18 protein-coding genes and 1 pseudogene are annotated in these 25,166 nt (G+C 61.9%); 9 read left to right on the plus strand and 10 right to left on the minus strand.

The features are described 5' to 3' along the window. Positions 1-8: 8 nt before the first annotated feature. Positions 9-968 (plus strand): LysR family transcriptional regulator, encoded by a 960-nt coding sequence (locus tag BTO02_RS26105; RefSeq protein ID WP_075160038.1) that lies wholly within the window; start codon positions 9-11, stop codon positions 966-968. A gap of 56 nt (positions 969-1,024) precedes the next feature. On the opposite strand, the gene BTO02_RS26110 is transcribed toward BTO02_RS26105, so the two are convergent. Beyond that, the gene (locus BTO02_RS26110; RefSeq protein ID WP_156883985.1) at positions 1,025-2,245 is read right to left on the minus strand and encodes a YbfB/YjiJ family MFS transporter; all 1,221 of its coding nucleotides are present in this window, start codon (positions 2,243-2,245) and stop codon (positions 1,025-1,027) included. Between the two features lie 606 nt (positions 2,246-2,851). Between BTO02_RS26110 and BTO02_RS26115 the strand changes: the two genes are divergently transcribed. The 4 genes from BTO02_RS26115 to BTO02_RS26130 all read left to right on the plus strand — a co-directional run bounded on the left by BTO02_RS26115 (position 2,852) and on the right by BTO02_RS26130 (position 8,539). Further along, positions 2,852-4,804 (plus strand): acid phosphatase, encoded by a 1,953-nt coding sequence (locus BTO02_RS26115; protein ID WP_075160040.1) that lies wholly within the window; start codon positions 2,852-2,854, stop codon positions 4,802-4,804. Between the two features lie 125 nt (positions 4,805-4,929). Next, positions 4,930-5,508: a flavin reductase family protein gene (locus tag BTO02_RS26120; RefSeq protein ID WP_075160041.1), complete on the plus strand. Its 579-nt coding sequence runs from the start codon at positions 4,930-4,932 to the stop codon at positions 5,506-5,508. Positions 5,509-5,686: 178 nt separating this feature from the next. Then, entirely contained in the window at positions 5,687-6,550 is an 864-nt protein-coding gene (locus tag BTO02_RS26125; protein ID WP_075160042.1) for an alpha/beta fold hydrolase, read from the plus strand. Positions 6,551-6,781: 231 nt separating this feature from the next. Further along, positions 6,782-8,539 (plus strand): tetratricopeptide repeat protein, encoded by a 1,758-nt coding sequence (locus BTO02_RS26130; protein ID WP_232243680.1) that lies wholly within the window; start codon positions 6,782-6,784, stop codon positions 8,537-8,539. 10 nt (positions 8,540-8,549) lie between these two features. Here BTO02_RS26130 and BTO02_RS35535 read toward each other — a convergent pair whose 3' ends face one another. Both BTO02_RS35535 and BTO02_RS35540 read right to left on the minus strand, forming a co-directional pair. Continuing rightward, positions 8,550-8,990, minus strand: coding sequence for a hypothetical protein (locus BTO02_RS35535; RefSeq protein WP_332262282.1), 441 nt, complete (start codon positions 8,988-8,990; stop codon positions 8,550-8,552). An 81-nt stretch (positions 8,991-9,071) separates the two neighbouring features. Next, a pseudogene (locus BTO02_RS35540) lies at positions 9,072-9,419 on the minus strand (GNAT family N-acetyltransferase); the annotation flags it as partial. A gap of 176 nt (positions 9,420-9,595) precedes the next feature. Here BTO02_RS35540 and ltnD point away from each other — a divergent pair. After that, positions 9,596-10,486, plus strand: coding sequence for an L-threonate dehydrogenase (ltnD, locus tag BTO02_RS26140; RefSeq protein ID WP_075161402.1), 891 nt, complete (start codon positions 9,596-9,598; stop codon positions 10,484-10,486). Positions 10,487-10,523: 37 nt separating this feature from the next. Here ltnD and bamA read toward each other — a convergent pair whose 3' ends face one another. The 3 genes from bamA to BTO02_RS26155 form a co-directional block, all read right to left on the minus strand. Next, positions 10,524-12,782, minus strand: a complete 2,259-nt coding sequence (bamA, locus tag BTO02_RS26145) for an outer membrane protein assembly factor BamA (RefSeq protein ID WP_075160044.1) — start codon at positions 12,780-12,782, stop codon at positions 10,524-10,526. 117 nt (positions 12,783-12,899) lie between these two features. Then, positions 12,900-13,298, minus strand: coding sequence for a hypothetical protein (locus BTO02_RS26150; protein ID WP_075160045.1), 399 nt, complete (start codon positions 13,296-13,298; stop codon positions 12,900-12,902). A 228-nt stretch (positions 13,299-13,526) separates the two neighbouring features. Further along, the gene (locus tag BTO02_RS26155) at positions 13,527-14,495 is read right to left on the minus strand and encodes a D-2-hydroxyacid dehydrogenase family protein (protein WP_075160046.1); all 969 of its coding nucleotides are present in this window, start codon (positions 14,493-14,495) and stop codon (positions 13,527-13,529) included. Between the two features lie 425 nt (positions 14,496-14,920). Here BTO02_RS26155 and BTO02_RS26160 point away from each other — a divergent pair, with 425 nt between their 5' ends. Beyond that, on the plus strand, positions 14,921-16,156 hold the full coding sequence (locus tag BTO02_RS26160) for an MFS transporter (protein WP_332262283.1): 1,236 nt from the start codon (positions 14,921-14,923) through the stop codon (positions 16,154-16,156). Next, complete coding sequence (locus tag BTO02_RS26165) at positions 16,157-17,050, plus strand: amidohydrolase family protein (RefSeq protein ID WP_075160048.1); 894 nt, start codon at positions 16,157-16,159, stop codon at positions 17,048-17,050. Between the two features lie 111 nt (positions 17,051-17,161). Here the strand turns inward: BTO02_RS26165 and BTO02_RS26170 are convergent, their stop codons facing one another. Together BTO02_RS26170 and BTO02_RS26175 are read right to left on the minus strand one after the other, a co-directional pair. Then, a complete protein-coding gene (locus BTO02_RS26170) occupies positions 17,162-17,902 on the minus strand; it encodes an SDR family oxidoreductase (protein WP_075160049.1) in 741 nt (246 codons plus the stop codon). 104 nt (positions 17,903-18,006) lie between these two features. Continuing rightward, a complete protein-coding gene (locus BTO02_RS26175) occupies positions 18,007-18,780 on the minus strand; it encodes an alpha/beta fold hydrolase (protein WP_075160050.1) in 774 nt (257 codons plus the stop codon). 236 nt (positions 18,781-19,016) lie between these two features. Between BTO02_RS26175 and BTO02_RS26180 the strand changes: the two genes are divergently transcribed. Further along, positions 19,017-19,718, plus strand: coding sequence for an SDR family NAD(P)-dependent oxidoreductase (locus BTO02_RS26180; protein WP_075160051.1), 702 nt, complete (start codon positions 19,017-19,019; stop codon positions 19,716-19,718). Positions 19,719-19,750: 32 nt separating this feature from the next. Here the strand turns inward: BTO02_RS26180 and tssM are convergent, their stop codons facing one another. Together tssM and tssL are read right to left on the minus strand one after the other, a co-directional pair. After that, the gene (tssM, locus tag BTO02_RS26185) at positions 19,751-23,773 is read right to left on the minus strand and encodes a type VI secretion system membrane subunit TssM (RefSeq protein ID WP_075160052.1); all 4,023 of its coding nucleotides are present in this window, start codon (positions 23,771-23,773) and stop codon (positions 19,751-19,753) included. Positions 23,774-23,802: 29 nt separating this feature from the next. Beyond that, positions 23,803-25,083, minus strand: coding sequence for a type VI secretion system protein TssL, long form (gene tssL / locus BTO02_RS26190; RefSeq protein WP_075161403.1), 1,281 nt, complete (start codon positions 25,081-25,083; stop codon positions 23,803-23,805). Between the last annotated feature and the right edge of the window lie 83 nt (positions 25,084-25,166).

The raw sequence follows: 25,166 nt of genomic DNA on the forward strand, positions 1-25,166 counted from the left end.
GCGTCTGTATGGACACGCTCCGCAATATGAAGATCTTCGTCGAGGTTGCAGAAGCGGGTAGCTTCACGGCAGCGGCCCAGCAACTCGACACGACAACGGGCTATGTGTCGAGATCGGTCTCCGAACTGGAGGCGCATCTGCGCACGCGCTTGCTGAATCGCACGACGCGACGAATCGCGCTGACCGAGGCCGGCGAGCGCTATCTAAGCAGGTGCCTCGCGATTCTGGAGTCCGTGACGCAGGCGGAACTCGAAGCGTCGGAAGCGCATGCGAGGCCCGCCGGCACGTTAAAGGTGCATGCGATGTCGAGCATCGGGCAAAACTATGTCGTGCCCGCGGTTGCTGCGTTTCAGGAGCGCTTTCCCGCGGTAACCGTGGATCTCGTGCTGTCGCAGAATGTGCCCGATCTGCTCGAAGACGGGTTCGACGTCGCGCTGCGCGTCTCGCCCGGTGCGCTGCCCGATTCGAACTACATCTCGCATCAGTTGGGAACGGTGCGCAGCGTGCTGTGCGCGTCGCCGTCGTACCTCGACGTGCATGGCGTGCCGGAATCGGTCGAAGACCTGTCGCATCACATGTGTTTGCAGGTCGCGATACCGATCTTTCCGGCGGACCGCTGGACCCTGATCGGCCCCGACGGGGCGCGCGAATTTCCTCTGCCGAATACGCGTTTCAGGGTGAATTTGCCGGATGCGATGGCCGCAGCGCTTCATGAGGGGATGGGCATCGGCGCACTGCCGGCGCTGACGGTGCGCTCGGCGTTTCGTCATCGAACGCTGGTGCGTGTGCTGCCGGAATACTATCTGCAGGAACTCAATATCTATGTCGTCTATGCGTCGCGTCAGTATCTCGACGCGAAGATCAAGGCATGGGTCGAGTTCGCGAAGGAATGGATTGCCGATGCGTTGCAGGAGGACTCGGTTGCGTTCAGGAAGCCCGCGCAAGCGGGCAAGCCGGACGAGGGTTGAGTCGTTCGCTCGCGCCGTCGCGTCGCTTGCATCGCGAATGCCGTGAATCGCGTCGGTTACTTGCAGGCCAGAGCGGCAGCCGCGATCAGCGCGGCACCCGCGGCCATCAGCGGCTGTTCGAACGAATGCGTGCGCGCGAACAGCGCGGTCGATACGAGCGGCCCGAGAATCTGTCCGACGCCGTACGCCGCCGTCATCGTCGCCATGATGTTGAAACGCACCGTCGAGGCGATTTGCCTTGCGACCGGCATGGCGATCGTGACAGTGCCGACGAAGGTGCCGCCTACCAGCAACGCGCTCGCCAGAAACGTCGTCGCGGATTCGGCGAACACCGGCAGCATCACGCCGGCCGCCTGTACGAGCAGGTTCAATGCCATCGAGCGGCGGCTGCCGAATCTGTGATTGAGCCAATGCCACAAGAAGCACGAGGGCACCGCGCCGAGGCCGAATGCGGCCCAGATATGAACGGGGTTGATGCCGGGCACCGCGTTTTTGACGAGCAGGGGCAGATACGTGGCGGTCACGATATAGCCGAAGCCCGCGAGGCCATACAGGGCGACGAGCACATACGCGTTGGGCGCTGAACGTTGGTGTGCGCCGTTTCTCGCGCCGGCGTCGGCGATCGCCTTTGCCTCTCGATCGTTCCCGGATTCCGCGTCTTCTGCGTCGGCGTTTTCGCCTTTGTCTTCGTCTTGGTCTTCGTCGCGGCGCGCCCCGAGGCGCGGCCATGCCATCGCGGACAGCAACAGCGTCGCCGCAGCGAGCAATGCCCACAGCGCAGCGCTATTGAAGTGCTCCGCCGCGCCGATCGCAATGATTTCCGCGGAGACGACAATGCCGAGTCCAACGCCCGCAAACAGCACCGGCGCACCGTGATGGTGACCGACCACATGCAGCAGCCAGATCGAAGCGGCGACGAGCGAGACCGCGCTGACGACCCCGGCAATGAATCTCACCGCGGCGATCAGAGACGGTGAGAGGGGCAGCGAAAGCACAGCGAGACATGCAATCGTGCCGATCATCGACAACTGGCACAGCCGGGCCGCATGTCCATGCTTGAAGCGGCTCATCAAAATTGCGCCGAGCAGATAGCCCGCGTAATTCGCCGACGCCGCAACCGAGCCCGCCGTCACGTCGATCACTCCATCGCGAACCATCAGCGGGTACATGCCGGTAAACGAAAAGCGGCCGAAGCCCATGCCTATTGCGAGCACCAGTGCGCCGGCGACGGCTTCGAGCGTACGTGCGCCGCGCGCACGACCCATTGTGTTTTCCATCGGAATGCCTTTGTCGAGTGTGGCCCGGAAGAGTCCGCCCTTGTGCGGCGCGACTGCGTGCGCAAGCTGGCGCGCGCGGCTAGCGCAGCAACAGCGCGTGATCGAGCGAACTAGCACTCTAAGAGGCGCGGCATCATTGAAACAGTCTGTTTGGGGTAAACGGATTGTTTACTGGACGAGCGTAGCCGGCGTTTTTCGTTGGGCGCAAAGAATGGCGACATGTCATGTAAGCGGCACCTGAAGCGCTTACCGATCGCGGTACGGCATTCGGGCGCGCGCCAAAGTGTGGCTTGAATGCGCGGCTGAAATGGGCCGCGTCTGTGGATCGCCAGCGGTTTGTTCGAAAGATGCCGGAAGACGTGCCGGCGAAAGAGAAATTTACAGCGAAAATAATTTTATTAGGATTGCAAGTCAGCTGCGTTACGACTTGCTGATTAAAAAATTAATCTTCATTTTAATTTTACCGATGTCGAAAAAATGATAGGAATTTTTCTAAAGTGCTGTTTACGAATTAAAAAGAAAAAGTAACTTGCCGGTCACGTAATGTGAATAGACTCGCGCGGTTTTTCCTGAAACTGGATTAGTAAACCCCGGAGTCGTTCACACATGCGTTTATACACAAATCGTTTGTCGCTGCACGCAGCGCTCGTATCAGGCGTTTTACTGCTCGCCGCCTGCGGCGGCGGCGATGACAATAGCAGCAGCACGAATGCGTCGGCACCGCCGGCACCGCCGGACCCGAGTTTCGTCGATAGCGCGCCGATTCCCGACGTGCCCGCATTCGTCGATAACATCGCGACCAATCAGCGCGGCGACGCGCGCTTCGCTACGGTAGCCACGAATGCGGGTGTGCGTCTTGTCTCGCGTTTTCTCGATCTCTGGATGCCGCTAACGCCGATCGTGGACGCGGGCGTTTCCGCGCCGGCCGTGGGATCGTTCCCGGCCATCGTGCCATCCACCTGGACCGGCCTGCCGAACGACGGCACGCCCGGCGGCACGATCCTCAATGCTGCCGTGCTGGCCCAGAACATCCAGTTCGCGAGCGACGAGACGACGAACCGCACGCAGGCCCAGGCCGACGCAGCCTATTTCGACGACCGGCGCGGCAAAGGCTTTAGCGTAACCGACGGCATGGGGCCGCTTACCGACGCCTGGCGTGCCGCGGCCCAACAAACGACGTCGATCACGAGCATTCCCGCGAATGCGACGACCGTGCTGTTCAACGACACGGGGAACAATATCGGCGTCGGCGGCAGCGCGAATTCGACCTTCGGGCACGTGGTGGACCTGCTGTCGGCGATGGGCAATAACGCGTCGACGGAGCCGGCGAAGCGCTTTTACAAGTACGCACGGCCATACCGGTGGAGCACGAGTGTGATCGTCGATCCGACGCTGGTGCCGGCCGAAAGCACGGACCCGACCACCGACGGCGGTTATATCAGCGGCCACGAAGCGGAAGCGATGCGCGACGCGTTGACGATGGCTTACTGTGTGCCCGAGCGCGGCTCCGAGATGATCGCGCGCGGGCTCGAGCTGGGCGAGAACCGCATTCTTGCCGGCATGCATTCGCCGCTCGATGTGATGGCGGGACGCATGTTTGCGATCGCGGCGGCCGTCGCCAATCTGAACGATCCGGCAAACGCTACTCTGAAGTCCGAAGCATTCCAGCAGGCGCATACGGCATTGGAAGCAGCGACGAATACGACACCCGCCAACTTCCTTGCGTTCGCGCATTCGGGAACGCTCGCTACCGACCGGTTCGCCGACTATGCGACGAACAAGGCCGACGAGATCAGACGCATGACGTTCGGCTTCGCGCAGATCGAATCGACCGACGCGGCGCCTGTGGTGCCGAAGGGCGCGGAGGTGCTGCTCGAAACGCGCTACCCGTATCTGAGCGCGGACCAGCGTCGCGTGGTGATCAAGACCACTGAATTTCCGTCCGGTTTCCCGGTGATGGACGATCCGGAAGGATACGGACGCATCGACGCGTTCGCTGCGTTCAACGGCTATGGCCAGTTCAACGGCAGCGTCGTGATTTCGATGGATGCGACGCAAGGCGGGTTCAGTGCGAACGATACCTGGCGCAATGACATCACGGGCGCCGGCAAGCTGACGCTCAATGGCACGGGCACGCTGCAGCTTGCCGGCAATAACGGCTATTCGGGCGGCACGCAGGTGTCGGGCGGTGCGATCGAGGCGGATTCGGCAACGGCGTTCGGTACCGGCGATGTGTATGTCGGCGCGGGCTCGGCGATTGTCAGCGCGAGCGCGCCGGTGAAAGTGGGCGGCAAGTTCACGATGTTGCCGGGCACGACGCTCGAGATGGATGTCGATGGCTCGGGCGGCGGGCAACTCAATGTGGGCGGCCAACTGACGTTTGCGGGCAGCACGCTGCATGTGAAGTTCGCGAACGGCTTCACGCCGAAGGCGGGCGATACGATCGAGCTGATTAGCGGCGGTGTCGGCAACCAGCACTTCTCGACAGTGACGGTGGACGGGTTCAATGCGTCGGCGGTCTATTCGAACGGCACGGTATCGATCCGTATCAATTCGTAAAGGCTTATGCGCATACCGCGCGAGTAACGCGCGGGTACGGCCGGCAACGGCCATGGCGGGCGACGAGCGACTGCATCGCAAGCGATTTACAATGCGGGACGTCCTTCGTCTCCCCGTCATAGTCGATGAGCCAATTCAAAGCCGTTGCACTCGAGCATGCAAGCCGCCTGATCAATCATGGGCCGACCGTGCTCGTCACCAGCAGCGACGGCGTGCGGCGCAATATCATGGCCGCCGCCTGGTCGATGCCTGTCGAATTCACGCCGCCGCGTATCGCGATCGTTATCGACAAGAGCACGTATACGCGCGAGCTTGTCCTGGCGAGCGGCACGTTCGGCGTGTGCATACCGGGCGTCGCCGCGGCCGATCTGACGTATGCGGTCGGTTCGTCGAGCGGGCGCGGCAGGGACAAGTTCGCCGAATACGGCATCGAGCCGATCGCAGGCCCGGTGCTGGAGTTGCCGCTCGTGGAGACGAACTGCGCAGCGTGGCTCGAATGCAGGCTGATTCGCGAGCCGCATACCGAAGAGGCTTACGATACTTGCTTCGGTGAAGTGGTGTCGGCAGCGTCCGACCCGCGCGTGTTCGACAACGGGCACTGGATATTCGATTCATCGAACGAGTCGTTGCATACCCTTCATCATCTGGGCGCCGGAAATTTCGCGAGCGCGTCGAACATACTGCGCGCGAGACCGCTTCCATAAGTTTTATCCGCCGCCATTCCGCCTTTCCCGTTGCGTCATTTCGCACGTCGTTGCGGGCCGCATTGAACACCGCATCAGGGTCCATGCAAGACTTTCGAGGTCCGGGTACGCAGATCGGTCGGTAGACCCATGAGCGCACCGGGCGCCGTTTTTATGCAACCGCAACGGGAACGGACCTATGAATACGCCAATTTCGTGCCATCGTCGTACCGTCAACGGGATCAAGCTGCACTACACGCTTGCAGGCGATGGCCCTCCGGTCGTGCTGCTGCACGGCTTTCCCGAAACGTCGCATACATGGCGGCGGCAGATACCGGTACTGAGCCGCCACTATCAGTTGATCGTGCCGGACCTGAGAGGCTATGGCGCCTCCGATAAGCCGGTGAGCGGCTACGACAAGCGCACGATGGCGAACGACATCAAGGAACTGCTCGCGACGCTCGGCATATCCCGTGCCGCGGTGATCGGGCATGACCGCGGCGCGCGCGTCGCGACGCGGCTCGTGAAAGATCATCCGTCGCTGGTCGCGCGCTTTGCGGCGCTCGACAATATTCCGACGCGCATGATTTTCGAGCGCATGAATGCCGATTTTGCGCAAGCGGGCTGGTTCTTTTTCTTCAACGGCGTGCGCGATCTGCCCGAAGCACTCGTGCAAGGGCGCGAAGAAGTGTGGCTGCGCCATATTTTCACATCGTGGCTCTATGACATCAGCGCGATCAGCGATACGGACATCGAAATCTATCGCCGCGCGTATGCGGCGCCCGGCGGTTTGCGCGGCGCATTCGAGGACTACCGCGCATGGCGGCAGGATTTCGAGCAGGACAAGCAGGATGCGAACGTGAAAATATCGGTGCCGACACTTGCGCTATGGGGTGCCGAGTTCGACGGGGCGAAATTCGTCGATATGCGCGAACTCTGGCACGAGATGGCCTCGGACCTTACATGCGCGCCGATCGCGCTAGCAGGCCACTTTCCACACGAAGAGCGGCCGATCGAAACGAATGAAGCGCTGCTTGCTTTTCTGCGCGACTGGAAGGGGTGACGTCGAGCTATGAAATCGTATTGTTGGCTTAATGTAGGGTAGATGATGTACCCATACGGAATGAAAGCGTTTATCGCGCGAATAGCGCGAAACAAGGCGCTTTTATCGCGAGAATGCGCCACGCCTTCGTGCCTTAAGCTTCAAGCGTGGGGCCATATCGGCTTCCCTAGCGGCTTCCTCGTGGCCTTGCATCATGCACGCAGCGGCCGCGGCGCATTCAAATCGACGACCATGGCCACACTTCCGACTGGCGAGCCGCGCCAGGAGCAGCAAACGCAATCGCAGCGGCAGCATGTCCAGCAACATCATACCTGGCCAGACGCGCCTCGTCCCGAGGGCCCCTACGCCGAGGCGCTAGCGAAGGTGAAGCCGCTTATCGATGCAAACGCGCCGATGAGCGACGCGAGTCTGGTTCAGGCGCTCAATATTGCCGCGATCAGTTCGCTTGGCCTCAAGCAGCCGGAGGACGCCGAACGCTACTGGCGCCGCGCGATCGACGTGCAGCCCGATTTTGTCGAGGCGTATAACAGCCTCGGCATTCTGTTTAAAGGAATGGGGCGGCTCGAAGAGGCGGAGTCGATTTACCGGCAGTTGCTCTGCGTGCGTCCCGACTATGTGGAAGGGCACAACAACCTCGGCGCGGTGCTGTTCGATCTGAACCGCCTGCCCGACGCGGAAGCCGCGTATCGCGATGCGATTGCGCGGCGCGCCGATTGCACGGAGGCTTATCACAACCTCGGCAAGTTACTGCATGCGACAAAGCGCTTTGCCGAAGCGGAAGAAGCCTATCGAAAAGCCTTGCAGCTGCAGCCGAATCTCGTCGAAAACCATGTTCACCTCGGCAATACGCTGCAGCAACTGAACCGGCTTGCCGAAGCAGACGATGCCTATCAACGCGCGCTCGCGATCCGCATCGACATTCCCGAAGTGCACCACAACCGCGGAATCGTGTTGAAGATGCTTGGCAGATTGAGCGAGTCGGAGGCGTCGTATCGTCGTGCGATCGCGTTCCGCCCGAACTTCCACCTCGCCCGCTTTTCGCTCGGTTCGTTGCTGCTCAGTATCGGCCGCTACGAGGAAGCGTGGCGGCTTTACGAATCGCGCTACGAACAGGAAGGGAACATCCATCACCATAGCGCGTCGGTGTTGCGCTGTCCGCGCTGGCGCGGCGAGCCGCTCGCGGGCAAGCGGCTGCTCGTCTGGCAGGAAGACGGGCTCGGCGACATGATTCAGTTCGGACGCTATCTGCCGCTGCTCGAAGCGCAAGGCGTCACGCACATCACGTTCGCTTGCGCGAGTGCATTGCGGCGCCTGTTCGAGCGTGTCGATGGCGTCGACGACGTGATGAGCCACGGCGAAGCGTTGCTGCGCTCGAATACGTACGACATGTGGACGAGCCTGATCAGCGTTCCCGCGTATCTGCACACGACGTTGCGTACGATTCCACCGGCGCTGGCCGTGACGGCGGACCCTGCGCTCATGCGGCAATGGGCCGGGCGCCTCGCAGCGTTGCCCGCTGGACGCAAGGTCGGCCTCGTCTGGAGGGGCAATCCGAAGCATCACAACGATGCGAACCGGTCGGTGCCGTCACTGGCGGCTTTGGCGCCGCTGTGGAGCGTGCCGGATATCTGCTTCGTGAGCTTGCAGAAGGGGCTGGGCGAAGACGAAGCCAACGCGCCGCCCGCTAATCAGCCGCTGCTGCATCTCGGCTCGGAGGTCGCGGACTTTGCCGATACCGCGGCGATCGTTGCGCAGCTCGATCTGCTGATTTGCGTCGATACGTCGACAGCGCATCTTGCGGCGTCGCTTGGCAAGCGCTGCTGGGTGCTGCTGCCGGCACATGACGTGGACTGGCGATGGCTGCGCGAACGCAGCGATTCGCCGTGGTATCCCGATACCGTGCGGCTGTTCAGGCAAGCCGAAAACGAAGGGTGGGGCGCGCTGATCGAGCGTGTGCGCGAGGCGTTGAGCGACGTCGAGTTCCGATAGCCGGTCGGCATCACCCAAGCTCGAACGTCGTGATGCCGAACACGTGCTCAAGCGCAATCGCCGGCGCACCCTTTGTGTACATGCGGGCGGTCTCGAACACGCTTGCCATTCCATACTGTCGCGCGAGTGCGATCGCCTCCGTATTCGGTTCCGGGACGTCGAGCACGAACGTTTCGCCTTCGCGTTGTGCAATCAATGCATCGAGCAGCGCTTGCGCCGTTGTGGCGTCATCGGCGAAGAGCGGTCCGATCTTGTAGCCGTTGCAGCATTTGCGCAGCACCCCATAGCCTTGAATATCGCGGTCGTGCATCGCGGCAAGCGCGACCGAATCCGGTTGCACGATCCAGTTCGCCAGAAATCGCTCGCGCGACGCAGGAAAGTGCGATTGGTCGTATCGCATCAATTGTGCGAATGGCAACCCGCGAAGTTCCTTGATTGCGACGCTCGGCATTCGAGCGCGCCTCGGTCGCGCTATGCCCTGAAACCGCACGTTCCGATGCGCGAGCTGGAAACCGGATTTACGGTAATTGTCTTGCTGCTCGACAACACCATCGAGCCCGATATTGCGGCCCGCGAGGTAGGTCATTGCGTGTTGCCAGATCCGGTAGCCAAAGCCTTTGCCGCGAAATTCCGGCCTCACGATATAAAGGCCGATAAAGCCGAAGTGCTCGCCGTATCGCACAGCGGAGATCGAACCGACCGGTTCGCCTCCCAGCGTGCCGATAAAGAATCCATCCGGGTCCGCCGCCTGAAAACACGTCGCGTCATGCAGACCAGGGTTCCATCCTTCTCGTTGCGCCCAGTGGATGGCCAGCTCGACTTCGTCGGGCCGCATCGGGCGAACGGTGAAATCGTCCTCGGTATCGATGGCTGCGCTCATCTTGCCTCCGCGATCGGCTTCTTTGGCGTTCAGTTTAACGCCCGGTTCGCGGCGGGCGAAATCAGGACACTACCCGACAAAATATCGCAGCAGTTGCGATGCGGCGGCTCGTTCAGGTCTACAGTACCGTTCTATGCATCGTTTTGACCGTCAAAATCGGCTCGGGAGACAAACGCATGAAAAGACAGGTGGGAGTGATCGGTTTGGGGGCGATGGGACTCGGCGTCGCGCGTTCGCTGCTAAGGGCGGGGTTTCCCACGCATGCCTATGATCTGCGCGGCGACGTGCTGCAGCGCTTCGCGAACGAAGGCGGCATCGTGGCGCAGAGTCCGGCGGCGCTTGGCGCGCAGTGCGATGTCGTGATCACGCTGGTCGTCAATGCGCAGCAGACGGACACGGTGCTATTCGGCGACAACGGCGCGGCGCCCGCTATGAAGCCGGGCAGTGTCGTGCTTTCGAGCGCGACCGTGCCGCCCGCTTTCGCGGCGGATCTTGCGAAGCGCCTCGATGCAAGCGGGCTTCTGATGCTCGACGCACCGGTATCGGGCGGCGCCGCACGCGCTGCAACGGGCGAAATGACGATGATGACATCGGGCCCGCAAGCCGCATACGAAGTGTGCGAGGACGTGCTCGGCGCAATTGCCGGAAAGGTTTACCGGCTCGGCGCGGAACACGGCGTCGGATCGAAAGTGAAAATCATCAATCAGCTGCTGGCCGGCGTGCATATCGCGGCCGCAGCCGAGGCGATGGCGCTGGGGCTGCGCGAAGGCGTCGACCCGGACATGCTTTATGAGGTCATCACGCATAGCGCCGGCAATTCGTGGATGTTCGAAAATCGTGTGCCGCATATTCTGCATGGCGACTATGCGCCGCTGTCCGCGGTTGACATCTTCGTCAAGGATCTTGGCCTTGTGCTCGATACCGCGCGTGCGACGAAGTTTCCGCTGCCGCTATCGGCGGCCGCGCATCAGCTGTTCATGATGGCTTCGACGGCCGGGCACGGCGGCGAGGACGATTCGGCGGTCATCAAGGTGTTTCCGGGCATCGACTTGCCGAAGTCGGCATGACGCTCTGGTTAAAGGCAGAGGCGTGCGCGGATCGGTATCAGAACGCTGTGCCGATCTGAAACTGGAATTTCTGATACTGATCGCCCGTATGTTTGACAAGCGGGAAGCCAAGGCTTAGCTTGAGCGGCCCGATCGGCGAAATCCATGCAAGGCCGACACCGTAGCCGTAGCGCAAGCCGTTCGCGCCGGTCGTCGTGCCGCCCTGGCCCGGATCGCCCCACACGTTGCCGCCGTCGAAGAACGTGAACACGCGCAGCGTGCGGTCGTATCCGGTGCCGGGCAGCGGGAACGTCAGTTCGATATTGCCGACCGCAAGGCGCGAACCGCCGATCGGGTCGCCGGTGGTCGAGTCGCGTGGCCCGAGCGAACTCGGTTCATATCCGCGCACCGAGCCGATACCGCCGGCAAAGTAGTTCTTGAAGATCGGGAATGTCTGGCCGTCCAGCCCCTTGCCGTAGCCGCCCTGAAAGTTGAGGCCCAGCACGAAGCCGCGCGCGAACGAATAGTAATACTGCGCCTGCGCGTCGAATTTCACATAGGTCGTGTTGCCGGCCGGCGTGCCGTACTCGGCGTTTGCCTGCGTGAAGTAACCGCGGCTCGGCACGAGCGCGCTGTCGCGGTTGTCTCGCGACCAGCCCACCGTGACCGGCACGTTGTTGACGACGCGGCCGAATTCTTTCACGTAGTCGATATACGACTGCGGCGTTTGTCCGTCGATGTCGAGCCGGTTCTGTTCAAGGCCGACGCCGAAAAACACGGTGTCGGCCTCCGAAAACGGAATGCCGAATTTCGTATCGGCGCCGACCGTGATGATCCGGAAGCTCGAATCCGTCGAGAAGATCAGCGGCTGCACGGTGCGGTAATACGCATCGGTGATGCGCTTGATGCCGTCCACCGTGAAGTACGGGTCGACCTGTGTGACGGTCAGCGTGCGGAACGTCTTCGCGGTGTTCACATTCACCGACAGGCTCGTGCCGGAGCCGAACACGTTGTCCTGCGACACGCCAGCCGACAGCACGACCTTGTCCGTCGACGAGAAGCCTGCGCCGAGCGTGATCGCGCCGGTCGGCTTTTCGGTCACATCGACGTTGACGTCGACCTGATCGTCGGTGCCTTCCACAGGCACGGTAGTCACTTCGACATTCGTGAAATAGCCGAGCCGGTTGATGCGGTCCTTCGAGAGGGCGAGCTTGCTCGAATCGAACCAGGAACTTTCGAGCTGGCGCATTTCGCGGCGCACCACCTCGTCGCGCGTGCGCGTATTGCCGGTTACGTTGATGCGGCGCACGTAGACGCGTTTGCCCGGGGTCACCTGCAGCGTCAGATCGACCTTGTGATGTTCCTGATCGATCTGCGGCACCGCGTTGACCGTAGCGAATGCGTAGCCGTATTCGCCGAGCTTGTCGACAATTGCCTTCGTCGTGGCCTGCAGTTTGTCTGCCGAGAAACGTTGGCCCGGCTTGACCGTGACGACCTTCTGCAGTTCCGCCTCGCGGTCGAGCAGATTGCCCGCGAGTTTGATGCTCGAAATGGTATACGGCTCGCCCTCGTGCAGCGTGACCGTCAGGTACATATCCTTGCGGTCCGGTGTAATCGACACCTGCGTCGATTCGATATTGAACTCGAGATAACCGCGATTCAGGTAGTACGAGCGGATATGTTCGAGGTCGCCGGTGAGTTTTTCCTTCGAATACAGATCGTTTTTCGTGTACCAGGAAAACCAGTTCGGCGTGGACATTTCCATTTCATCGCGCAGCGTGCTCGTGCTGAACACCTTGTTGCCGATGAAGTTGATCTGGCGGATCTTCGCGCTCGGCCCTTCGATAACCGAAAACAGCAGGCCGACGCGGTTACGGTCGATCGGTGAAATGGTGGTGGTGACTTCGGCCGCGTAATAGCCGCGCGTCAGGTACTGGCGCTTCAGTTCCTGTTCGGCCCTGTCGACGAGCGCTTTGTCGTAATAGCGGCCCAACGAGAGCCCCACCGCATTCAGCGCCTTCAGCAGATTGTCTTTCTCGAACTCGTGAATGCCCGCGAAATCGATCGTGCCGATGGCCGGACGTTCGGCCACGGTGACGATCACCACGCTGCCTTCGGCGGAAATTCTGACGTCGTTGAAAAAGCCCGTCGCGTAGAGCGCTCGAATGGCTTCCGATGCTTTGTCGTCGGTGAACGTGTCGCCTTTCTTGATCGGCAGATACGAGAATACCGTGCCCGGTTCGACCCGTTGCAGCCCGTCGATGCGGATGTCCTGGACCACGAATGAATCGGCTGCGTGCGCCGATACAGCCGCCATGCTCAAGCCAACCCACGTGAAAGACTGCGCGCAGCGTGATAGTAATATTCGTGACTTCATGCAGCTTGCTGTGTTTAAGCTCGTTGAATGGAGCTTGTTGTAATGAGGCCCGACCGGCTATTGCAGCCGCAGTCCTGAGAGATCGCGGCTCTTCGCAAGACCGGTTGCGAGCGCAAGCACCTCGGTCATATGCGCTGCTTGAGAGCGATGAAGCTGAAAGGACAACTCGGCGCCTCCGGGCAACCGGAACGTAAAAATCAGATAGGGCTTGCCGTCAGCATCCTTGCCGAGCGCCCATGCTTCGCAAGGCATGGCGAACTTGACGCTCTTTTTCTTGTGGCGGATACGCTCGGACGAACCGATTGCGTTCGAAAGCGCCGCCAGCAGCTCGTGCATGACCGAGCAATGAAGCGCGATGCGATCGGGCTGGTTGCTGTTCAGGATCAGATACTGACCATCCGCGGTCAGCTCGAAGCCTTTGAACGAATCGATCGCAACGGCGGACGGGGGGGCCATACCTGTTCACTCCATAACAAGCCAGTCATGGAGGTTAGGCGAGATCGGCGACGTTCATGTTACCTGCGGGTTACTGCAGATTTCTTGCGCGCGGCTGATGAAAAAGCGGGGGACGTACGACCGATTGCAAGCGTTGCCGCAATGCGCTTGCAATCGGCGGGCGATGGCCGGGCGTCGTTTTAACAGCGTGCATTTCTTACGTCTGGCCTTAAGCGCACTTGCTGACTGCTACGTTTGCAGTTCGCGAATCGGCGCGCCGGCCAGCCACGCGCGAAGCGATTCGACAATCTGCGGATAGGCGCGGCGATAGGTATTTTCAGTCACATAACCGATGTGCGGCGTGGCAAGCACATTCGGCAAATAGCGATACGGATGCGTAAGCGGCAGCGGCTCTTCATCGAATACGTCAAGCGCGGCGCCTGCAATGCGTTGCGTCTGCAGTGCGTCGATCAACGCCGGCTCCGAAACGATCGGGCCTCGCGACGTGTTGACGAGGTAGGCGGTATGTTTCATCGACGCAAGCTCGGCCGCACCGACAAGGCCGCGCGAACGGTCGCCGAGCTTCAGGTGGATCGACACGATGTCCGCTTCGCGAAATAGCGTCGCCTTGTCGACGTATTTCGCACCGGCCTCGGCGGCGCGCTCGGGCGTCAGGTTCGGACTCCAAGCAATCACATTCATGTCGAACGCGGCACCGAAGCGCGCAATCTGCTTGCCGATGCCGCCGAGGCCGAGCACGCCGAGCGTTTTGCCGTTGATGTCGACACCGACGCTCGTTTGCCAGCCGCCCGCGCGTACCGATGCCCACTCTCGATGCAAGTTGCGCGTGATCGCGAGAATCAGGCCCCACGTGAGCGCCGGTGTCGCCGCAGGTTCGCCCGCATTCGTGCCCGAGACGACAATGCCGCGCGCCTTCGTCGCATGCAGATCGATGGCTGCGTTCCACATGCCGACGGTAACGAGCAGCTTCAGTTTCGGCAGCCTCGCGAGCAGGTCCGCATCGAAAGGCGTGCGTTCGCGCATCAACACGACTGCATCGAACGGAGCGAGGCGTGCGGCGAGCGCGTCGCGATCGGCAATGTGATCGTGAAAGAACACAGTGTTTGCGCGAGGTTGCAGGCTTGCCCAATCGGCGAGGGCGGGGGCGACCTGCTGATAGTCGTCGAGTACGGCGATACTGACCGAAGCAGTGGTCATTGGAGCGGCTCCTGGTTGAATGAGCGCGGCGGGTGCGATTGGCGCATGCTGCGCTGCGTTTCATTGCGCCCGCATTGCGCGTGGTTTGTGACTGGTTTGCGGCCGGTTTGCGGCCGGTTTGCGGCCGGGTTGCGCCTATGAGTTGCCGGTAAAAATAATTGACAAGATTGACGTACGTCCGCAGACTCAGGTCGTCATACAATAAGACAGCTAATAGACATACGCAACTCGGCCCTTGGAGAGCGAATTGCTGCTGCAGCGTTGAAGCGGCGATGAGCGTCGCGGTTTCCCTAGCGGGGAACAAAGGAGACAAGCGGATGGCGCAGTTTCAAAGCAGAGGGCATGACGCGCCCGCCGAAAGCGGCCGCGCCCAGCGTGCAACGCTCACCGGTGGCGACACGGGTCTTGCCGCGTTCTACCGCCAGATGACGCCGCCCGAGCGGCGCACATTCTGGACCTGCTTCTTCGGCTGGGGCCTCGACGCGCTCGATTTCATGGTCTATCCGCTTGTTATCGGCACGATCACGACGATGTGGCACGTCGAAGCGAGCATCGCGGGGCTTGCCGTAACGGTCACGCTGCTGACATCGGCAATCGGCGGATGGCTTGCCGGGTATCTGGCCGATCGGATCGGCCGCGTGCTGACATTGCAGCTTACGGTTGGGTGGTTTTGTCTTTTCAGTTTGCTTTGTGCGCTGGCGCAAAACTTCGACCAGTTGATGATCGCGCGCGGACTGCTCGGTTTTGGCTTCGGCGGTGAATGGGCTGCCGGTGCGGTGCTGATCGGCGAAACGATTCGTCCCGCCTATCGCGGCCGCGCGGTCGGGTCGGTGCAATCCGCGTGGGGTGTCGGTTGGGGCGCGGCTGCGTTGTTGCAGGCGATCATGTTTTTGCTGCTGCCGCCGCATCTCGCGTGGCGCGCGATGTTTGCCGCAGGTGCCGTGCCCGCTGTGCTGCTGCTCTTTGCGCGGCGCTATGTGCAGGAACCGCGCATCGCTGCGCGGGCGCGCGGCGAGGACACTATCGCAACTGCCGCGGCGAAAAGCGTCAAGGCGCCTTCGTTACTGGAAATTTTCCGTGGGCCGCAATTGCGCACGACGGTGCTCGGGGCGATCTTCGTGATGGGCTGCCAGGGCGGCTATTACGCGATCTCGACATGGATACCGACGTTCCTGAAAACCGAGCGTCATTTGAGCGTGATCAATTCGACGGGCTATCTGGGTTTTCTGATTGCGGGCAGCATCGCCGGCTATCTGACCGGTGCGTGGATTTCCGACCGCTTCGGGCGCAAGACGTTGTTCGTGTCGTTCGCGATTGTCGCGATCGTCTCGGTGCTTGCTTATACGCAGCTCGCGATCGGCAATAACGTAATGCTATGGCTCGGCTTTCCGCTCGGCTTTTTCGCCAGCGGCTATCTCGCCGGCGTCGGACCGTTTCTCACCGAGCTCTACCCGACGCGTTTGCGCGGCTCGGGGCAGGGGTTCTGCTACAACTTCGGCCGCGGGATGGGAGCAATTTTTCCGACGCTCGTCGGGGTGTTCTCGAAGCATTTCGGGCTCGCGACCGCGATTGCAACCTTCGCGGTGTTCGCTTATGCGCTGATGCTCGCGAGCATCGTGTTCCTGCCTGAAACTCGCGGCATTGCCCTGGAGGATATCTGAGTGACTGCAGCCGATATCGACGGCCGCGCGCCGCTATGCCCGGCGCCGCCCGCGCGGCAAAGCGGGCCGACCGCCTTTACGATGCCTGCACACGCGGTGGATACGCATGCGCATGTGATCGGCGGGCCGCCGCGCTATCCGTGGATGCCCGATCGTGCCTACACGCCTTCACCTGCGCCGGCCGACGCGTATCTGCGCATGCTTGACGAGACCGGTTCGACCTATGGCGTGTTGATTCAGGTCAGCGTGCACGGTCAGGACAACACGCTGATGCTCGAGACCATGCGTGCAAATCGCGAGCGGCTAAAAGGCGTGGTCGTACCCACACTCGGACTTGCGGATGCCGACTATCAGGCGATGGTCGACGCCGGCGCGGTTGGCATGCGGATCAATGTGCTCTTCGGCGGCGGCGGTATTTCGTTCGCGCAACTCGATGAATACGATGCGCTTGCCCGCGATTGGGGGTGGCACATCCAGTTTCTGCTCGATGCGCGCGATCTGACCGAACTCGGGCCGCGGCTCGCCAGCATGCGCTCGCCGATCGTCGTCGACCATATGGGTCATTTGCCGACTTCGACCGGTGTACAGTCCGATGGATTTCAGCGACTTGTCGAGCTCGTGCGCGATGGCGCATGGGTCAAGCTGTCGGGCGCATACCGGTTAAGCGCGCAGGAGCCGCCGTATCGCGACACGATCGCGTATGCGCAGGCGCTTGCCGATGCGGCGCCGACGCGTTGCGTGTGGGGTTCTGACTGGCCGCACGTTGCGCAGTGGAACACGATGCCAACGGTGAGTCAGTTGCTCGACACGCTCGCGCTTTGGGTGCCCGATGCGACGCTGCGCGAGCAGATACTCACCACCAACGCGCACTCGCTGTATGGTTTCAGACCGTAACCGCGATAGTCGCCGCGTTTCCATACTGCGGCGCAGTGGCAAGTATCGCGAAGCGCCCGAACGTGGCGTTCCCGTGCATGCGACGGTGCACGGCGCCGACAGCACCGTTGTTTAGGCGAAGCCGCCGTTTGCTCGCAGAATCTGCCCGTTTATCCAGGCGCCGTCCGGGCCGGCAAGGAACGACACGGCGCTCGCGATGTCTTCAGGTGTGCCGAGGCGTTCGAGTGGCGACAGGTCCGCCAGCGCCTTGATCTGCTGCTCGCTTTTGCCCTTCAGAAAGAGATCGGTGGCGGTCGGGCCCGGCGCGACGCAATTGACGGTGATACCGCGTCCGCGCATTTCATTCGCGAGCACGCGCACGAGTCCCTCGACACCCGCCTTCGACGCGATATACGCGCCGTAATTCGGAAACGACCTGGCGAGCACGCTACTCGAGATTGCGATAATGCGCCCGCCGTTGCCAAGCGCATTGGCCGCGGCCGAAAACATCAGGAAGCTGCCGCGCAGATTCGTCGCGATCACGCGGTCGAACATGTCGACGTCGCCGGCTGCGATGGGACCGAGCGGCATGATGCCGGCGCTATTGACGACGACATCGACGCGTCCGAATGCGTCGCGTGCGTCAGCAAAGAGACGCGCGACATCGTCGCTGTTCGCGACGTCGGTTTTTATCGCAATCGCACGGCGTTCGAGTTTCCCCACATCTGAGACGAGCGCATCGGCTGCGCCCGGGTGGCCCGAGTAGGTGACGGCGATGTCGAAGCCGTCACGTGCGAGGCGTGCGGCGATCGCGCCGCCGATGCCGCCCGATGCGCCCGTCACGATTGCTACACGACTGGAAGTTTCGGCCATCTGAATTCTCCTTGCTTTTAGCGTGCTGTCGAAGGGATCGATCTGATTTTAGCCATCCTTTGCAAAGCATGTGACGGGCGCGAGGCAAGGCCGAGCCTATTGGGCTACGCGGTGCGCAAGGCCAGTCTTACGAGCAGATCGGCAAGCAGATCGGGGTCCAGCACCATCGCGTCATGGCCGGACGCGAGCTCTTCCCAATGCCAGCCCTCCAGCGAACGGACCCACGCGCGGACCGGGGCGAGCGTGTCGTATGAAGGCTGCGTGCAATGCACGTAGGTGCAAGGCAGGCCATTGCCGATCGGGTTGCGCAGCGTAAGCGGCGTGCGGTAGGTGGCGAGCGGATGCGGTGTCACGCGGCGGCGAACCCAGGCGGCGCGTGGGTGATCGTCGGGTATGCCCATCGCGCTGAGCGTCGGCGGCTGCATTTCGAGCGGCCGGCCGCTCTCCTCGATCCTGGCCATCCGCTCTTCGACGATATGGCGCGGCAGGATATCCATCGCCGTCTTGCCGCTTTCGACCAGCAGACTGTCGAGAAACACGAGCGAGCGCAGTGCGCCGGGGCGGCGGTCGGCTACACCCGAAGCGACGAGTCCGCCGTAACTGTGGCCGACGAGCACGACGTCTTCCAGTTCTTCCGCTTCGAGCAGGTTTTCGATGTCGGTGATCGGCACGTCTAGCGAAGTCACTGCGTTCAACAGATGGCGACGTTCACCCTGACCTGTCAGCGTCGGGGTAAAGACGCGATGCCCTTGCGCGCGCAATGCGTCGGCGACGAATCGCCAGCACCAGCCGCCATGCGATGCGCCGTGGATCAGCACAAACGTGTGACTCTGTTCAGGTTCGGACTGCGTATGCGATGACGGCAGGGCGGTACTCATCGTGGGTCTCCGTTCGTCGACAGTTGTTCTGGCGGACGGGGCGCCTCGCGCGGGGTCCGTTTCGCCGATGCCGCTTCGTATAGTAAACACTGCAGCGGCAATTGCGATAGGTGCAAGGCGCGCGCTTCGCGACAAACGCACCTTGCACGGCGCTATGATGCTCAGTCGGTTGCCTTGACGGATGCAACGTTGGGCCGATTGCGCGTCGCAGCGCTTCGCTAAAGGAGGTTACGCTTATGAACACCCTGCAAGGAACAATTGTTGCCGTGACGGGCGCATTCGGAGCGCTTGGCCTCGTCACGGCGCGTGTACTGGCGCAGCGCGGCGCGCAAGTCGCGCTGCTCGGCCGCGGCGCGGCGCCGGCTACGTTGCCTCGCGAACTGGCGCACGCATGTGTCGTCGATCATGTCGACCTCACCGATCCGCAGGCAGCGGAAGTTGCGGTTGCAACGATCGTTGGGCGCTTCGGTGCGCTTAATGCGCTTGTCAATGTGGCCGGCGGATTCCGCTGGGAGACGATTGCCGGCGGCAGCGCGGACAGTTGGGACCAACTGTTCGATTCGAATGTAAAAACGGCGCTCAACGCATCGAAAGCAGCGCTTGCGCAGCTGACTGCCGGCGGCGCTGGACGCATCGTCAACCTCGGCGCGTTGGCCGCGTTGAAAGCCGGCACCGGTATGGGCGCGTATACAGCGTCGAAATCCGCGGTGATGCGCTTGACCGAAGCGCTCGCCGACGAGTTGAAGGACAAGGGCGTCACCGTCAATGCGATCCTGCCTTCGATTATCGACACGCCGCAAAACCGCGCCGATATGCCCGAGGCCGATTTCGCACGGTGGGTCACGCCCGAGCAGATTGCGGGCGTGATTGCGTTTCTGTTGTCGCAGGACGCGCAATGCGTGACCGGGGCGTTGATTCCGGTTGCAGGGCGCGTCTGATTCGCGGGTTGCCGCACGCATCAATGCTTCGGTCATAGGCCAGACGAGCCGGCCGCTGACGGTGAGGGCGCTGCGGAGGCTATCGCGGGAGGCAACCCCGGTGGCGGTCCGCTATCGGGCAGACTGAACACCGGCATCGAGCTGGGACAGCGGAAGGTGGCGAGCACATCGCTAGTCAGGGGATTGGCGACGCTGCCCGCACTGGCGAGGTCGAGTACCGCCTTACGTCCGTCGAAGTCGAACGCGACGCGGGTGCGGCCCGGCGTTGCCGTCTGAACGATCTGACCTTTGCGTAGCAGCCGCATCAGTGCCCATGGCCCATCCGTTGCGACTGTCGACGTGTCGACCCGGATGCGAGGGCTTGCAGTGAGTTCGGCATGTACGCCACCGCGCGGCCCGGGCCAATTTACCGGAAAGGGCGAGACGGGGCCATGCTGGTACTGCAAGCTCTGACCGTCGATATCGACTGCGAGCTTTGTCACGGTCGGATCGAGTTCGGCCACGCGAATCTCTGTCTTCCACTGCAACTGCTTGCCCTGATCGCCGAAAAAAATTTCACGAATGTGCTTCGCATGCTGAAACGGTTCGAGATCCGGGCCTTGCACCGCTTCGGTCGCACCGGGCAATGTCCGGTATCTCCAGGGCCGGGTCGATGTATCCACGAACGGCGCGAGGTTCTTTGTGAAGAAATCGTCGATCAGACCTCCCTGCGCGAACACTCGGGTGAAGTCGTCGATGCTGACGTCACGCGGACTGTCTGGTGCGAAAGGGTAGTTGCCCTCGACCGTCAAGCGGCAGGAATCGCTGACGACGGCCTGCATCTGGCGCGAGAGCAATTGACCGATTCCCTGGTTGACCTCGCGTGAGCCTTGGCTCGATAGGGCGAGCAGCACATGGCGGAACGGCGCGGGCATCGTGCTCGCGGCCATTTTCAGCTTCGCCGCGGCGTCGCTTGCGGGTGGCATGCTGTTGTTGGCGATCGCGTTATCGGCAACCGTCAGCGCGGTGTAGTACTCGTTGAGGAGGCTCGTGATTCCGTCGAGCCCAGTCTTGCCTGCTTGTGCATTTGCCGACGGGTCACTGCTGGCCGATGTATCGGCACTGCCGGTTACGATCTCACGCAGCGCGGCGAAGCGGCTGTCGACCAGTTCACGCTCGACGCGTTCTTCAGGGCGGATGCCAAGAGGTTCGCCTGCATTTCCGGCAATCTGATTCGCGGCTTTCTGCAATAGCGACCTGTCGCCGGTTCCCGCTACTTGCGTGAGTGCCGTTTCATGCACGGCCGCTCGGGCGAGTCGCGCCAGTGGAGAATCAGGCGCGGCGAACTGACGAAGCACCTGCAGATTGAATGCAAGGCTGGTTCCCGAAATCGTGCGTATGTCGGCGAGGAATGCATCCCATCGCTGCGCGTATTCAGTCAGATATAACCGGCGGATCGCCTCGGTTAGCGGATCGTCGGCTTCCGCTATCCCGTTTGCGATTTCAGCCGTTTTTTTTTGAATTCCATCGGACACGCCCGCGAGATATGAACGGCCCATGACCCATGCATCGTCGTCGCGTGCGGCGCTCACGAATTCCGTCAGACGTTTGTCGAACAGGTTGCGGTAGCCGTCGAAGGTAAACAGGCCGGGTATGCCGCGCGACAGCGGAGCGCCACTGGCCCGTGTGAAGACCGTGCCTGCCTGCGGGCCGACGGCGCGCAGCAGCGTGAACTCGTCAGGCGCCCCTTTTTCGATATCCGCCTTGGCGCGATCATAAAGGCGCTGTGTCGCATTGCTCGAATCGAGAAAGCTTCGTGCCTGCTGGATCAGCGAGTCGTTGCGGATCAGCGGCGATTGCACCACGCGTTCGCCCGAGAAAAGCTGCTCGACATGCTCGACCATCGACGCGCGTCCGCCAAAGATCGCCGCGCTGTCGTTTCTCGCCCAGTCGTCGAGTACCCATATCCTGATCTCGGCCGCGTTGAATTTCGTCCGGTCCGCCGTGCCGGCGTTCAACATCAGGTAGATGCGCAATGCATCGTAGGTCGCTTTCGGATCGCGGTCCGCGATCGACTGTGCGATGACATCTTCGAGGCGGTGGACGATGGTCGGCAGCAGCAGGTTATCTTCGAGAGCGCGGTAGGTCTTGCGACTGGCGTCGATGACGCCGGAAGCGCTGTACAGACCGTAACGGAAGCGGCTTTCCGGAGCGGACAGGTCGAGACCGGTCCACGTCGGCAGATACCGTGCTTCGCTTAGCGTGTCCGGAATCGCATCGGGTTTTGGATCGCGGTAAAGCTGCGCGGTTTTCGTCGCCAGTGCTTGAGTCTTGCGCGCCGTGGCATTGAGATAATCGCTGTTATTACCGAAGCTCGTGTGCAAGCCCAATGCCAGCCAGCCGGACAGCAACAGAACGAGCGAATGCCCGAGCAGCCGTACGAGGCGAAAGCGATATTCCCAGCGCAGATTCGGGCGCACCAGGTTCGCCTCCCTGAAGACAACGGCGGAAAACAGATCGCGCAGGAAATAGCTATGGTTGCCGGCCGGTTGGATCGAGCCTGCTTCGTTCGCAGGCGTTTCTTGTTTCGCGAGACGCTGCACGATGGTGAGCGGCTCGGCGACGACATTCGGGCCGCCCTGCAAAGCGCTGGTCAGATACACGCCGCGCAGCGGAGCACGGTGCTCGGTGTCGTCGTAACGCGAATCGACAAACAGTTGCGCGAGCGTGTCGACCAGTGAATGGCTGAATTCGGAGAACGCTTCGGGCAGCGTGACAAGGCGCCGGCGGCGGTCGACGTCGTATTCGTCTTCAAGGCGCGTGTTGACGCCACTTGCGAGACGCGAGGCAAGTTGCCTCAATTCGCCGGCGCAACGCGCGGCGAGGTCGGTCCGTGCGCCAGCGTTCGTGAGCGGCAACGTGAAGCCCCACATCTGCGCGCGATGTTCTTCCGTCAGCGATTCGAAGTAGTCGGCAAAGCCTGGTAGCCTGTCCATCTGCGTGACCACGACGTAGACCGGGAAGCGGACGCCCAGCTTCGTGCGCAGTTCGGTCAGCCGGTCGCGTAACGCGTCGGCTTGCGCTGCGCGCAACGTCGGATCGCGCGCGCTCAGCACCTCGACGCTGATGGCGAGCAGCGCGCCATTGATCGGGGCGCGCGGACGACGGCGGCGCAGCAGGTCGAGGAAGCCATACCATTCGTCCTGATCGACGCGCCGACGCCAGTCGGCTTCGCTCTTTATACGGACCGTACCTACGCGCGAAGGGCTGTCTTTCGTGTCGATGGCGTCACGCTGGCCGGCGGGCGGAGCCAGGTCGTAGGCCGAGCGGCCGTGAAGCGTGTAGTAGCCTGCCGTATCGATCAGCACCGCATCGTTCGTTAGCCACCAGTCCACATCCTTCGTACTGGGCGAAGAGCCGGCCGCACGCGACGCGGATGTGCCGCCGGGAAACGCCAGACCTGCGTTCAGCAGAGCGCTCGTCTTGCCCGATGCGGGTGCACCGAGGGTGACGTACCACGGCAACTCGTACAGATATCGTGTGTTCTGGAAGAGCCGCCCCATGCCTCGAGCGCCGTAACGCATGGATTTGAGACGGGCCAGCACCGTATTGAAGCGTGTCTCGATGTCCCTTACGCGTTCGGCCGCGGGCGATGGCTGCCGTTGCGTACCGAATGCGAGCGCCTTCTTCAAGAATTCCCCGTCGCTTCGCATTCTCTGCATGATCCGGTACACGGCATACACCGCGAAAAGCCCGATGACGACGGCGATCGCAATAACGCGTGCCGCGACCGGAGCGAACGGTACGGCTTGTCCGAAACTCACCAATGGCGCCGCATACCAGATCAGCAAACACAGCAGCACGCCGAACACGATAGCGGGCGACCATTCTTTGAGCCAGAACAATACGACAACGAGCAGCAGCGCGATCACGAGGATCCGCATGCCGATCGCCGCGAGCGGTTTGAGACCGCCGAACGCGACGTAAGGCCCGAGAAACCAGACCAGCATTCCGAGAATGACGATCGCGAGCAACGCAAGGAATGAGCGCGATACCAGAAACGACAACTTCTTCATCGTTGAATCCAGACGGAAAGGGTGGCGGGTCAGCGCGTGACCGTGATTTCGACGCGGCGGTTCTGTGCGCGGCCCTGCGCCGTGCCGTTATCGCCGATAGGGTTTGCCTCTCCCATGCCGACGGCCTCGAGCCGCGCCGCCGGCACGCCGGCTGCCTGCAGCATTTGCATGACCTGGGTTGCGCGTTCTTCGGAAAGCGCATTGTTCGATGTGAACTGGCGGCTTCTGATCGGCACGTTATCGGTGTAGCCCGTCACCGTCACCTTGCCGGGTACCTTGACGATTTCGCTCGCAATCTTTGCGATCAACGGCGCCATCGATGCGCGCACGCTCGCGGCGCCGGGCGGAAACATCGCGTCGCCGCGAAACGTCACCGAGCTGTGACTCGGGTCTTCATCGACCATGACTGTATTGGTGGCGATCTCGTTCTTGAGTAGATCCTTGAGATGCGGAAGTCGCGGAGCAGGGGGTGGCGACATAAGACCGATGTCGATGATCTGCTTTTCGATAGCTGAGCTGCGATCGAGCAGGTGGTATTTGAACCAGCCGAACAGACCGAGCAGAACCAGCGCCAATACGGTGAACGTGACCATGACCGGAAATTCGTAGACGGACATCCGCTTTCCCCGTGCGTCGGACGCCACATGGGGCGAAAGCGCGATCGGCACCAGGCCGCGGCGTGCCTGAATTTCGTTGTAGAGCCGTTGGCGTACCGCATCGTGCTTGCGGTGACCGTCGGCTTCATGGCGGTAGCGGCCCATGAAACCGAGACTGAGGATGCGGTATATCACCTCGAGCAGGTCGAGATGTTCGTGCGGCTCGCTCATCAATCGGCCGATCAGCAGGTAAACCTTGTCGCCGCCTTGCCGGTCTTCGTGAAACTCGGTAGCGAGGCCCTTGCTCATCCATTCCACGCCGGTTTCGCGTTTGCCCCAGGCCGTCTGCGTGGCGGCATCGTCGAGCGCGGTACACAGACAGTAGCGCGCGCCGATCATATGGTCCCGACGGATCTTGACCTGTTCGCATAGCCGCTGGAAAACGCGGATCTCCTGCTTGAGCAGTTCATGCAGTCGGGCGACGTTCGTCAGGCTCAGTTCGTTCGGCATGTCGGCGAGCGCGCGCAATAACGGACGTGATGCTTCGAGCAATCGATTGGGCGCCGCTTCGACACCGCGGAGACGGGCCAGTTGCGGTTCGCCGGCCGGGGTGTCCGGGGCCGGCTCGAACGGCTTTTCCGGCTGCGCGGCGGCGGGCCGCTCGCCGAAGGAGCGTTGCTTTTCATCCTGCTTTTCGCGACTGGCGTCCGGCAAGCCTGTGTTGAACGTGGGCAGTCCTGCTTCTGCAGTCACTGTGATCTCCTGATGTCATGATGAGCCCGCTTGCCGCGACCGGC

Source organism: Paraburkholderia sp. SOS3 (assembly GCF_001922345.1).
Lineage (GTDB): Bacteria > Pseudomonadota > Gammaproteobacteria > Burkholderiales > Burkholderiaceae > Paraburkholderia.

Bases quoted from the DNA above. Each gene is read 5' to 3' on its own strand.
- BTO02_RS26105 (WP_075160038.1), top strand. From the start codon at position 9: ATGGACACGCTCCGCAATATGAAGATCTTCGTCGAGGTTGCAGAAGCG.
- BTO02_RS26110 (WP_156883985.1), bottom strand. From the start codon at position 2,245: ATGGAAAACACAATGGGTCGTGCGCGCGGCGCACGTACGCTCGAAGCC.
- BTO02_RS26115 (WP_075160040.1), top strand. From the start codon at position 2,852: ATGCGTTTATACACAAATCGTTTGTCGCTGCACGCAGCGCTCGTATCA.
- BTO02_RS26120 (WP_075160041.1), top strand. From the start codon at position 4,930: ATGAGCCAATTCAAAGCCGTTGCACTCGAGCATGCAAGCCGCCTGATC.
- BTO02_RS26125 (WP_075160042.1), top strand. From the start codon at position 5,687: ATGAATACGCCAATTTCGTGCCATCGTCGTACCGTCAACGGGATCAAG.
- BTO02_RS26130 (WP_232243680.1), top strand. From the start codon at position 6,782: ATGGCCACACTTCCGACTGGCGAGCCGCGCCAGGAGCAGCAAACGCAA.
- BTO02_RS35535 (WP_332262282.1), bottom strand. From the start codon at position 8,990: ATGCCGAGCGTCGCAATCAAGGAACTTCGCGGGTTGCCATTCGCACAA.
- ltnD (WP_075161402.1), top strand. From the start codon at position 9,596: ATGAAAAGACAGGTGGGAGTGATCGGTTTGGGGGCGATGGGACTCGGC.
- bamA (WP_075160044.1), bottom strand. From the start codon at position 12,782: ATGGCGGCTGTATCGGCGCACGCAGCCGATTCATTCGTGGTCCAGGAC.
- BTO02_RS26150 (WP_075160045.1), bottom strand. From the start codon at position 13,298: ATGGCCCCCCCGTCCGCCGTTGCGATCGATTCGTTCAAAGGCTTCGAG.
- BTO02_RS26155 (WP_075160046.1), bottom strand. From the start codon at position 14,495: ATGACCACTGCTTCGGTCAGTATCGCCGTACTCGACGACTATCAGCAG.
- BTO02_RS26160 (WP_332262283.1), top strand. From the start codon at position 14,921: ATGACGCCGCCCGAGCGGCGCACATTCTGGACCTGCTTCTTCGGCTGG.
- BTO02_RS26170 (WP_075160049.1), bottom strand. From the start codon at position 17,902: ATGGCCGAAACTTCCAGTCGTGTAGCAATCGTGACGGGCGCATCGGGC.
- BTO02_RS26175 (WP_075160050.1), bottom strand. From the start codon at position 18,780: ATGAGTACCGCCCTGCCGTCATCGCATACGCAGTCCGAACCTGAACAG.
- BTO02_RS26180 (WP_075160051.1), top strand. From the start codon at position 19,017: ATGAACACCCTGCAAGGAACAATTGTTGCCGTGACGGGCGCATTCGGA.
- tssM (WP_075160052.1), bottom strand. From the start codon at position 23,773: ATGAAGAAGTTGTCGTTTCTGGTATCGCGCTCATTCCTTGCGTTGCTC.